The sequence below is a fragment of the Sphingomonas sp. LH128 genome (genome assembly GCF_000293195.2).
Taxonomy (GTDB): Bacteria; Pseudomonadota; Alphaproteobacteria; order Sphingomonadales; family Sphingomonadaceae; genus Novosphingobium; species Novosphingobium resinovorum_A.
Genome location: NZ_ALVC01000451.1, coordinates 1 through 10,698, shown reverse-complemented (window position 1 = coordinate 10,698; position 10,698 = coordinate 1). Strand labels below are relative to the sequence as shown.

Sequence of the window (10,698 nt, the reverse complement as noted above, 5' to 3'; positions counted from 1 at the left end):
CGCCCACCCCGCTGCGACTAGGGCCTGCGGCCCAAGTCTCGCTCCCCTCCCGCAAGCGGGAGGGGAAGGGCAGCACGGCGAACGCCCTCCCGCAAGCGGGAGGGCCGGGAGGCTTGGCGGTTTACCGCCTAGCCGGACGGGGTGGGCACAGCGCCACTCCCCAAACCTCAAGGCATACGCATGACCGACACCTTCCCTCGCGCCCGCACCGCCATCGCCGGCCTCGCCACCTTCGGCATCGGCGAGACGCCCGGATACAGTTCGATGGAACTGACCGCGCAGGCCGCCCTCCTCGCCGTCGCCGATGCCGGGCTGACGCTGGCTGACGTCGATGCCCTGTTCATCTGCCAGCCCGATGACTTCTTCGCAGGGCTCTCCTTCGCCGAATACCTCGGCCTGCAGCCGCGCTATACCGACAACAACCGTACCGGCGGCTCGGCCTTCATGAGCCACATGGCAGTGGCGGCGATGATGCTGGAGGCGGGCTACATCGACTGCGCGCTGATCGCCTACGGCTCCAACCAGCGCAGCAACGGCGGCAAGCTGGCGACGAAGATCACCAATAATCAGTGGGATGCGCCTTATGCGCCCATATTCCCGCTAACCGGCTATGCGCTGGCGGCAGCGCGTCACATGCACGAATACGGCACCACCCGCGAAGACCTCGCCGCCGTGGCGCTGGCCGCAAGGGCCTGGGCGCAGACCAACCCCGAGGCTTTCGCCAAAGGCCCGCTCACACTGGAGGAGTGCCTCTCCGCCCGCATGATCAGCACCCCGATCTCGGTGCGCGACTGCTGCCTCGTCACCGACGGCGCCGCGGCGATCGTGATGACCCGCACCTCCCGCGCCCGCGATCTTGCGAAACCGGCCGTGCCGCTGCTGGGCGCGGCTGCTGCGACGTGGTGGAACTCGATCGCGCAGGCCAAGGACGTGACCGTCACCGCCGCCAGGGAGTCCGGCGCGCGCGCGATGGCGATGGCGGGAGTCTCTCCCTCCGACATCCGCACCGCGCAGCTTTACGACGCGTTCACGATCAACACGATCCTGTTCCTCGAGGACCTCGGTTTCTGCCCCAAGGGCGAAGGCGGCCGCTTCGTGAGCAGCGGCGCCATCGCACCGGGCGGCAGTCTGCCGGTGAACACCAACGGCGGCGGCCTCTCGTGCTGCCACCCGGGGATGTACGGCCTCTTCGCGGTGATCGAGGCCGCGCGCCAGATCCGGGGCGAGGCGGCGAACCAGCTTTCCGGCGTGGATGTGGCGCTGGCGCACGGCAACGGCGGCACCCTGTCGAGTCAGGCGACGGTGGTGCTGGGAAGCCTGGCTACCTTATAAGTCGGAATGCGTCGTCGTCCCGGACTTGATCCGGGACCGCTGGCCGTGAACAGCCCACCTCGCGGCGCGCGCAGCAAAGTCGCACCTAAAGACAGCCACCGGTCCCGGATCAAGTCCGGGACGACGGGGGCCTTACCCGCCGATCTTCTTCATTCGCACCGCGACGCCGCCCTTGAACAGCGCGAGGACCCGACCCTGCACCGGCTGGCGGTCGAACGGGGTGTTGCCTGCGGCTGCGGCCATCTTGTCCGAATTTACGATCCACGGCCGCTCGGGATCGAGCACGGCGATGTCGGCTTCGGCGCCGACCGCCAAGCTGCCTGCGTTCACGCCCAGCAGCTTCGCCGGGTTGGCGGCGATCAGTTCAAAAGCGCGGGCCATGTCGATCACGCCGTCGCGCACGAGGCTCATCGTCAGCGGGAGCAGCGTCTCCGCGCCCGCCATGCCGGGGGCCGAATCGCTGAACGGCAGGCGCTTGTCCTCCGGTCCGCGCGGATCGTGGCCCGAGGCGATCACATCGATGGTGCCATCGGCGATGGCGGCGACCACCGCCTTGCGATCCGCCTCGCAGCGCAGCGCGGGCGAGAGGTGGGTGAAAGTGCGGAACGCCCCGATCGAAAGGTCGGAAAGCATGAAGTAGGCCGGGCTCACCCCCGCCGTCACCTTCTGCCCGCGCGCCTTGGCCGCGCGCACCAGTTCCAGCCCGGCGGCGGTCGTGACGTTGCGGAAGTGGATCGCGGCATTGGCCATCTCGGCGAGCGCGATGTCGCGGGCGATGGCCAGCGCTTCGGCCTGCGCAGGTGCGCTGGGGAGGCCCAGACGGGTCGCCATCTCGCCCGCCGTGGCGACGGCATTGCCGACGATCCCGGCGTCCTCGGCGTGGGCGATGACGACCATGCCCAGCATCCCGGTGTACTGCAGCAAGCGCAGCATCGTGCCCGAATCGCCGATCCAGCGCCGCCCGGTGCAGACCGCGCGCGCACCGGCATCGCGCATCATCGCGATCTCGGCGAGCGCCTTGCCCTCCAGCCCCTGCGTCGCGGCGGCGAGCGGATGGACCCAGAAGTCCGGCTTGCCCGACTGCGCCGCGAACCGCACCCGCGCCGAGACGTCGAGCGGCGGGTTCTGGTCGGGCATCAGCGCGGCGCGGGTGATGCCGCCGAAGTGGAACGCGGGCTTGTCGATCGCGAAAACGCCGATGTCGACGAGGCCCGGCGCCACGATCTGGCCGCGCGCGTCATGCACGGTGTCGCCGTCCTGCGGGGTGACGTCCGCGCCGATCGCGGTGATGAACCCGCCCTCGCAGCGCACGGCGCCGTTCTGGATCGAACCGTCGGCCAGCAGCAGGCGGCCGCCCGTGACGGTCAGGGGTGCGTGAAGACTCATGCCCAGCCCTCCATCTTGCGGCCTTTTCGGGTGAGGACATCGAGGCAGGCCATGCGGATCGCCACGCCCATTTCCACCTGCGTGGTGATCATCGAGCGCTCCACATGGTCGGCGACGTTGCTGTCGATCTCGATCCCGCGGTTCATCGGGCCGGGGTGCATGACCAGCGCGTTCGATTCGGCCAGTTCCAGCCGGTCGAGCGTCAGCCCGTAGAGGTGGCGATATTCGCGCGGGGAGGGGATGAACTGGCCTTCCATGCGCTCCATCTGCAGGCGCAACATCATGACGACGTCGGCGCCCTTCAGCGCCGCGTCGAAGTCGTGGAACACCGTCACGCCCATCTGCTCGATGTCGGCGGGCATCAGCGCGGGCGGCGCGCAGACGCGTACCTCGGCGCCGAGCGAGGCAAGACACAGGATGTTCGAGCGCGCCACGCGGCTGTGCAGGATGTCGCCGCAGATCGTCACGCGCAGCCCGTTGAAGGCGCGCTTGGCCTGCCGGATCGTCAGCGCATCGAGCAGCGCCTGGGTCGGGTGCTCGTGCTGGCCGTCACCGGCGTTGAGCACCGGGCAGTCCACCTTGTCGGCGATCAACTGCACCGCGCCCGAGGAGGCATGGCGGATGACGATGGCGTCGGCGCGCATGGCGTTGAGCGTCATCGCCGTGTCGATCAGCGTCTCGCCCTTCTTCACGCTGGAGGTGGCGACCGCCATGTTCACGACGTCGGCGCCGAGGCGCTTGCCCGCGATCTCGAAGCTCAGGAGTGTGCGCGTCGAGTTCTCGAAGAAGGCGTTGATGATGGTCATGCCGGAAAGCAGCTCGACCCGCTTCTGCGCGCCCCGGTTCATTTCGACCCACTGTTCCGCCTCGTCGAGCAGGAACCAGATCTGGTGCGGGGCTAGCCCTGCGATGCCCGTGAGGCCGCGATGCGGAAAGGCGAGAGCGCCTGCCGGATAGGTGTATTCTGGAGGTGTCATTAAAGACCACGCCATAGGCGGGGAGCCGGGGGTGAGCAAGGGCGATCCCGCCATTCCTCCCCCGATGAGAAAAGGAATGGAACCGCTTTGGTGCCCGCCCCTTTCCCATTCCGCACCGCAGCAGGTAAGGCTGCATGCGAAAGGCAGGTCGTTACATGAGATTCGCGCGCAAGGTCTGGAAGTTGCTGGTCGCCGTGAAGGATGCGCTGGCGCTGCTGTTCCTGCTGGCTTTCTTCGGGGTGATCTACGCCGCGCTCTCGGCGCGGCCGGTCGGCGGCAAGGTGGAGAACGGGGCGCTGCTGCTCGAACTCGACGGCACCGTGGTCGAGGAGAAGAGCAAGGTCGATCCGCTCCAGCTGCTGACGTCCGGCGGCGAGCAGGTCCATGAATTCCAGGCCCGCGATGTCGAGCGGGCGCTGCGGCTGGCGGCGAGCGACAAGCGGATCAAGGCGGTCGTCCTCGACCTCTCGCGCTTCATGGGCGGGCGCTATGTGCACCTGCATGATATCGGCGCGGCCATCGACGAAGTGCGCAAGGCGGGCAAGCCGGTGCTGACTTTCGCCAATCTCTATGCCGACGACGGCGTGCAGCTGGCGGCCCACGCCAGCGAGGCCTGGGTTGATCCCATGGGCGGCGCCTTCGTGGCGGGCCCGGGCGGCAACCTGCAGTTCTACAAGGGCCTTTTCGACAAGTACGGGGTCAACGCGCATGTCTACCGCGTCGGCACCTACAAGTCGGCGGTCGAGCCCTACATGCGCACCGACCTTTCGCCCGAGGCGCGCGAGGACTTCAAGCTGATCCTCGATTCGCAGTGGAACGCCCTGCGCGCCGAGATCGCGAAGGTGCGGCCCAAAGCGCAGCTCGATCGCATGGTCGCGGACCCGGTCGGCTGGAACAAGGCCCACGGCAACGACATGGCCGAGGCCGCGAAGGCGGCGGGCCTGATCGACCGCATCGGCGACCAGACCGAGTTCGAGGCCCGCGTCGAGAAGCTGGTGGGCGAAACCACGATCGGCCATTCGGACAAGGACGCGCCGGACTACGCGCATACCGGGCTGGCGACCTGGCTGGCGGCGAACCCGGTGAAGGGGGAGGGCGCCAAGATCGGCGTCGTCACCATCGCCGGAGAGATCGTCGACGGTGAGGCCGGTCCCGGCACGGCGGGCGGCGACCGCATCGCCGCGCTGCTCGACGAGAACCGCGAGGAGGGCATGAAGGCGCTCGTCGTCAGGATCGATTCGCCGGGAGGCTCGGTCATGGCGTCGGAGCGTATCCGCCGCGCGATCCAGCGCTGGCGCGATGCCAAGATCCCGGTCGTGGTGTCGATGGGCACGATGGCGGCGAGCGGCGGCTACTGGGTCTCCACGCCCGGCCAGCGGGTGTTCGCGGAACCCGCGACGATCACCGGCTCGATCGGCGTCTTCGCCTTCGTGCCCAGCTTCGAGAAAACGCTGGCGGACTTCGGCGTGACCAGCGATGGGGTGCGCTCCACGCCGCTGGCCGGGCAGCCTGATATCCTCGGCGGCTTCACGCCGGAGGTGGAGGCGATGCTGCAGGGCTCGGTCGAGAGCATCTACGGCAAGTTCCTCGGCATCGTCGGCAAGGCGCGCGGCAAGACGCCGCAGCAGGTCGACGCGATCGCGCAGGGGCGCGTGTGGCCAGGTGCGGACGGGCAGCGGCTCGGCCTCGTCGACCAGATGGGCGGGCTGGACGATGCGCTCGCCTATGCCGCGAAGCTGGGCGGCGTGGGCAACGGCAAGTGGCAGGCAGTCTATCTGGAGGAACCGGAGGATTCGTTCAGCGCCTTCGTGCAGAGCATGACGTCCGGTTCGCAGGAGCAGGCGGCAGCCTACGACTTCGCCGGGCTAGTGGCGCAGCGCCAGCGGCTGCAGATGGCGCAGGCGGTGGCGCGGCTCGACGGTGTGCTGGGCGCGCAGGGCGTGCAGGCATACTGCCTCGCGTGCGCAGCCGGGCCTGATTATCGCGCGGTGGCAAAGCCGGTCGGCGGGGGTTCGACCGTGGCGATGCTCGCGCGGCTGGCGGGATGGAAGTAGGCTGACAGGGCGGCGCGCGGCCCTTCGACAAGCTCAGGGCGAGCGGGGTCGAGGTAGTTCGCTTTCCTCTCCCCGCTCATGCTGAGCCTGTCGAAGCACGAGCGGAAGCACCCGCCCATCGTCATTGCGAGCGAAGCGAAGCAATCCAGGGCCATATAAACCGCCCTGGATTGCTTCGCTTCGCTCGCAATGACGAGATGAGGGTCAATCCGGCGGCGGCAGTTCCACCGGCGCCTCATCGGGCTGGTCGAAGTCCGGCCCTTGCGGCGGTGTCTCATCCGGACCGCCGGGAACGCCGGGGTCGTTTCCGGGCGTCGGGATTTCCGCAGGCGTGTCGCCGGGGCTGTAGACGGGTGGCTGGGTGGCCATGGTGATCTCGCTCCTCTCGCCCCCTCGCACACATAACCCGGCGTGGCGGCGATCCGTTCCGTGACACCATAGCGACTCGTCGCACTTGCCCTTTTCTCCGGCTGCCATTAATGGCCCGTCCCTTGAGTTTCAGGCTACACTCATGCGGGCGTGGCGGAATTGGTAGACGCGCTGGTTTTAGGTACCAGTATCGAAAGATGTGGGGGTTCGAGTCCCTTCGCCCGCACCAATCCGTCACCTGTGCGAGGGTAGGCCACGGTAATGCTGGCCGAGAGGCCCTTTGGATTGCACAGGAAGGCATCGAAATGCAGATTGTCGAGACGACCAACGAGGGCCTGAAGCGCGCCTACACGGTCACCATCCCCGCCGCCACCATCACCTCCAAGGTCGAGGGTGAGGTCAAGAAGATCGCTCCGCAGGTGCGCATGCCCGGCTTCCGCGCCGGCAAGGTTCCCGCGAACCTCGTCAAGAAACTGCACGGCCCGGCGATCCACCAGGAAGCGCTGAACACCTCGATCCGTGAAGCCATGGACAAGCTGGTGGCCGACAACGCCCTGCGCCCGGCGATGAACCCCGACGTCAAGCTGACCGACGGCTACGAAGAGGGCAAGGACGCCGAGCTGACCGTCAGCCTCGAAATCCTGCCGACCATCGCGGCGCCCTCGCTCGACGGCCTGAAGCTCGACAAGCTGACCGTGCCCGTCTCGGATGAAGCCGTGACCGAAGCGGTCGCGAACATCGCCAAGCAGCAGCAGCGCTTCGAGACCAAGGACGGTGAGGCCGCCGAGGGCGATCAGGTCATCATCGACTTCACCGGCAAGCTCGACGGCGTCGAGTTCGACGGCGGCAAGGCCGAGAAGGCCCCGCTGGTGATCGGCGCCGATCGCTTCATCCCGGGCTTCGAAGAGCAGCTCAAGGGCATCAAGGCCGGTGACGAGCGCACCATCACCGTGACCTTCCCCGAGGACTACCCGGCGGAGAACCTGGCCGGCAAGGAAACCACCTTCGACATCGTCGCGCACGAAGTGAAGGCGCCTGCCGAATCGAAGCTCGACGACGACTTCGCCAAGGAACTGGGTCTTGAGAGCCTGGAGCAGCTCACCGGCCTGCTGCGCGGCCAGCTGGAGCAGGAAACTGCCGGCCTGACCCGCACCGCGATGAAGCGCTCGCTGCTCGACCAGCTGGCCGCCGGCCATGACTTCGAAGTGCCGCCGACCATGGTGGAAGCCGAATTCTCGCAGATCTGGCAGCAGCTGATCCAGGAAGCGCAGAACGAGGAAGACCCGGCCGCCGCGCTCGAAGAGATCGAAGCCGAGAAGGACGACTACCGCAAGATCGCCGAGCGCCGCGTGCGTCTGGGCCTGCTCCTGTCGGAAATCGGCCAGGCCAACGGCGTCGAAGTGACCAGCCAAGAAATGGGCATGCTGATGCAGCAGGCTGCGCAGCAGTACCGCCCGGAAGACCGCCAGCGCTTCTTCGAATACGTCCAGCAGGACCCGATGATGGCCGCCCAGCTGCGCGCTCCGCTCTATGAGGACAAGGTCGTCGACTTCCTCATCGAGAAGGCCGAAGTCACCGAGCGCGAAGTGACCCGCGACGAGCTGCAGGCCGCGATCGAAGCCGACGCCGACGGCGAGAAGCCCGCTGCCGAGGCGAAGCCGAAGAAGGCTCCCGCCAAGAAGGCTGCCAAGAAGGACGAAGCGGAAGCCGCTCCGGCTGACGAAGCTGCCGCCGAGGAAAAGCCGAAGAAGGCTCCGGCCAAGAAGGCTGCCGCCAAGAAGGACGACGCTGAAGAGGCTCCGGCCGACGAAGCCAAGCCCGCCAAGAAGGCGCCGGCTAAGAAGAAGGCCGCTGCCAAGGAGGACTGATCCCTCCCTTGCGGTTCGACCGATAACCAAAAAGCCCCGGTGCAGCGATGCACCGGGGCTTTTTGTGTTTGGACGCGGGGCCTTCGACAAGCTCAGGCTGAGCGGGATCGAGGGCAAACAGGCGAAGGAAAACCCAAACCCCGCTCAGGCTGAGCTTGTCGAAGCCCGCCCGCGGCTTTGGGCCATCCTCAATCCCCGATCTTTCCGAACGGCACCAGCTTGCGCGCCAGTTCCGCCGCCGCCTTGCCGTTGTTCGCCCGCAGTGAGGGCAGGACCGAGAGCGCCGCGCGCTTCATCAGGGCATCGAGGGGGGTCGCCGCCTGCCCGGTCGCGGCGGCTTCGGCCCAGCGCCTTGCCTGTGCGATGTCGCTCGGGTCGTTGCGGATCTGCAGCAGCGCGGCGAGGCCGGGGTAGAACGCCCGGTCGCCGCCGAGCGCAACGGCTTTCGCCAGCGCGGTTTCTCCGGCCGAGACCCGCGCGCCCAGCGCCGTGCGGGCCAGGAACCCGCCGAGTTCATCCACCGCGCCGAGGTGCCATCCGGCGATCACGATCTGCGCCTCTGGATCGCGCGGGTTGGCCGCCGCCAGCTTCTGGAACACGTCGAGCGAGGCCCGCACGTCCGAGCGGCTGCGGGTCAGCTTGCCGCGATAGCCGATGGCGATGGCCCGCTGCAGCGTCGCCTCATGATCGTTCGGCCGCGCGGCGAGGATGCGATCCGAAGCGGTGATCGCCTGCGCGACCAGCTTGAGCGCCTGCGGTTTGGTGGCAGTCTGGAAAGCGGCGGTCGTGAGCAGTTCGCGGGGCGTGTCGGCCAATGCCGCAGCCGGAGCCATGGAAACGATTGCACTGAGGGCTAGCAACGAAGTTCGGTACACAGGGTCTCCTGCGAGGCTGGAACTGGGCAAGATGGCCGAGAGCGAGGGCGCCCGCCAGTCCCTATCGTCGCGGCGCGCATCCCGATCGTCCCGTTTTCGGTCTATTGCGCCCAGTTGCGCAAGGCTGGAGCGGTCAGTGTGGCACTGCGCGACCGTTCGTAGCCGGCGCCGATGCGCAGCACTTTGGCATCGTCCCATTTCCCGGCCATGAACGAAATTCCCACCGGCAATCCCTCGACCGTGCCCATCGGCACCGAGAGGTGCGGATAGCCCGCGATGGCTGCCAGCGATCCGGCACCGACGTCGACGAAATTGTCGCCCAGCACCGGATCGATCGGCCAGGCCGGGCTGGTGGTGGGAGCGACGAGGACATCGACGTCGTACTTTCTCAGAAGCGCGTCGATCCCCTCGGTCCCCGCGAGGCGCTGGGCATCGGCGCGGGCCTTGGCGTAGGCGGCGGGATCGGTGGTCGTCAGCGCCTTCTCGAAAGTCTGTTGCCCGTACCAGCGCAGTTCTTCCGCGGCGTGTGCCTTGTTGAAGGCGATCAGCCCGGCAAGGTCGCGCGCGGGTGCCGGGCGGGGCAGGTCGCCTAGGTAGGCGTCGATGCCCACCCGGAACTCGTGCAGCATGATCGTGAATTCGGCCTCACCGAGCCGCTCGTCGGGCTCGAAATCGATCTCCACCACTTGCGCCCCGGCGCGCTTCATGTCGGCGAGCGCGGCATCGAACAGCGCGGTGAGCGCCGACATGTGTCCGGCCTGACGGCGCAGCACGCCTACGCGCACGGCCCTCAGGCTGACCCTGCCCAAACCGACGGTGAAGTCCGGCTTGTGCCGGTCGGCATCGGCGGTGGCCGGATCGGCGGGGTCGCTGCCGGCCATTGCGTTGAGCAGCAGCGCGGCGTCGGCGACGCTGGTGGTCATCGGCCCGGCGGTATCCTGGCTCGAACTGATCGGCACCACGTAGGTGCGGCTGACCAGCCCGACGGTCGGCTTGAAGCCGACGATCCCCATCACCGAGGCGGGGCAGGTGATCGAGCCGTCGGTCTCGGTGCCGATCGCCGCCCACGCCATGCCCGCCGCCACCGCCGCGCCGCTGCCCGAGGACGAGCCGCAGGGGCTGCGGTCGAGCGCGTAAGGGTTCTTCGTCTGCCCGCCCACCGCGCTCCAGCCGCTGGAGGAGTGCTCGCCGCGAAAGTTCGCCCATTCGGAGAGGTTGGTCTTGCCCAGGATGACCGCGCCCGCCTTGCGCAGCTTCGCCACCAGCGGTGCGTCGCGTCCCGTGGCGTTGTCCTTCAGGGCGAGGCTGCCCGCGGTCGTGGGCATGTCGCGCGTCTCGATGTTGTCCTTGATCAGCACCGCGCGCCCGGCGAGTGGGCCTTTGTTCTTGATGGCCAGCGATTCCGGCGGGGCTACGGCTACGACCGCATGGATCGCCGGGCCGCTGTCGTCGATCGCCTCGATCCGCTTGAGGTAGGTTTCGGGCGTCTCCTGCGCGGCGACGGGAAGCGAAGACGCGGCGAGAAGGCCGAGGGCGAGGATGAAGGGGCGGTTCACGTAAAAGGCTCCGGCGGGGTGGAGCGCAGCACGATGGCCGAAGCGGCGTCGCGGTTCCAGCGCCCATTGCGGGTTTTTCGATGCGGGCGACGGGGGGGCGGGATGACGGCAAGGGGTGGCAAGCGGACGGTGTTGGACTTAATCTGAACCAATGGCGCGTCCGGGGAGGTATGGGTTGAGGCGAGACCGAAGGCTTCTGGTAGCACTGATCTTATTTGGCATTGCCCTTGGTGCTGGACTTGTCCAAGCATGGATCATCCGACTGTACATTACTGCGGCGG

General features: G+C 67.8%; 8 protein-coding genes and 1 tRNA gene. 4 read left to right on the top strand and 5 right to left on the bottom strand.

Annotated features, from left to right (window positions below):
* The first annotated feature begins 180 nt into the window (after window positions 1-180).
* Window positions 181-1,332 (top strand): acetyl-CoA acetyltransferase, encoded by a 1,152-nt coding sequence (locus LH128_RS28030; RefSeq protein WP_008833078.1) that lies wholly within the window; start codon window positions 181-183, stop codon window positions 1,330-1,332.
* A gap of 132 nt (window positions 1,333-1,464) precedes the next feature.
* Here LH128_RS28030 and LH128_RS28025 read toward each other — a convergent pair whose 3' ends face one another.
* Window positions 1,465-2,718, bottom strand: coding sequence for a dihydroorotase (locus LH128_RS28025; protein WP_008833077.1), 1,254 nt, complete (start codon window positions 2,716-2,718; stop codon window positions 1,465-1,467).
* Window positions 2,715-3,695: an aspartate carbamoyltransferase catalytic subunit gene (locus LH128_RS28020; RefSeq protein ID WP_008833076.1), complete on the bottom strand. Its 981-nt coding sequence runs from the start codon at window positions 3,693-3,695 to the stop codon at window positions 2,715-2,717. The genes LH128_RS28025 and LH128_RS28020 overlap by 4 nt, the downstream gene beginning before the upstream one ends.
* 155 nt (window positions 3,696-3,850) lie before the next feature.
* On the opposite strand from LH128_RS28020, the gene sppA reads away from it, so the two are divergent.
* Window positions 3,851-5,749, top strand: coding sequence for a signal peptide peptidase SppA (gene sppA, locus LH128_RS28015; RefSeq protein WP_008833075.1), 1,899 nt, complete (start codon window positions 3,851-3,853; stop codon window positions 5,747-5,749).
* Window positions 5,750-5,953: 204 nt separating this feature from the next.
* Here sppA and LH128_RS33840 read toward each other — a convergent pair whose 3' ends face one another.
* Window positions 5,954-6,118, bottom strand: coding sequence for a hypothetical protein (locus LH128_RS33840; RefSeq protein WP_172705199.1), 165 nt, complete (start codon window positions 6,116-6,118; stop codon window positions 5,954-5,956).
* A 144-nt stretch (window positions 6,119-6,262) separates the two neighbouring features.
* On the opposite strand from LH128_RS33840, the gene LH128_RS28010 reads away from it, so the two are divergent.
* Both LH128_RS28010 and tig read left to right on the top strand, forming a co-directional pair.
* Window positions 6,263-6,347, top strand: a tRNA-Leu gene (locus LH128_RS28010).
* A gap of 76 nt (window positions 6,348-6,423) precedes the next feature.
* Window positions 6,424-7,986 (top strand): trigger factor, encoded by a 1,563-nt coding sequence (gene tig, locus LH128_RS28005; RefSeq protein WP_008833074.1) that lies wholly within the window; start codon window positions 6,424-6,426, stop codon window positions 7,984-7,986.
* Window positions 7,987-8,174: 188 nt separating this feature from the next.
* Here the strand turns inward: tig and LH128_RS28000 are convergent, their stop codons facing one another.
* Together LH128_RS28000 and LH128_RS27995 are read right to left on the bottom strand one after the other, a co-directional pair.
* The gene (locus tag LH128_RS28000) at window positions 8,175-8,819 is read right to left on the bottom strand and encodes a hypothetical protein (RefSeq protein ID WP_008833073.1); all 645 of its coding nucleotides are present in this window, start codon (window positions 8,817-8,819) and stop codon (window positions 8,175-8,177) included.
* Between the two features lie 143 nt (window positions 8,820-8,962).
* Window positions 8,963-10,417 carry an amidase gene (locus LH128_RS27995; RefSeq protein WP_008833072.1) on the bottom strand — a complete coding sequence of 485 codons (1,455 nt, stop codon included), beginning with the start codon at window positions 10,415-10,417 and terminating at the stop codon, window positions 8,963-8,965.
* Between the last annotated feature and the right edge of the window lie 281 nt (window positions 10,418-10,698).

Excerpts from the sequence above, each read along its gene's own strand:
- LH128_RS28030 (WP_008833078.1), top strand. The coding sequence starts at position 181 with ATGACCGACACCTTCCCTCGCGCCCGCACCGCCATCGCCGGCCTCGCC.
- LH128_RS28025 (WP_008833077.1), bottom strand. The coding sequence starts at position 2,718 with ATGAGTCTTCACGCACCCCTGACCGTCACGGGCGGCCGCCTGCTGCTG.
- LH128_RS28020 (WP_008833076.1), bottom strand. The coding sequence starts at position 3,695 with ATGACACCTCCAGAATACACCTATCCGGCAGGCGCTCTCGCCTTTCCG.
- sppA (WP_008833075.1), top strand. The coding sequence starts at position 3,851 with ATGAGATTCGCGCGCAAGGTCTGGAAGTTGCTGGTCGCCGTGAAGGAT.
- LH128_RS33840 (WP_172705199.1), bottom strand. The coding sequence starts at position 6,118 with ATGGCCACCCAGCCACCCGTCTACAGCCCCGGCGACACGCCTGCGGAA.
- tig (WP_008833074.1), top strand. The coding sequence starts at position 6,424 with ATGCAGATTGTCGAGACGACCAACGAGGGCCTGAAGCGCGCCTACACG.
- LH128_RS28000 (WP_008833073.1), bottom strand. The coding sequence starts at position 8,819 with ATGGCTCCGGCTGCGGCATTGGCCGACACGCCCCGCGAACTGCTCACG.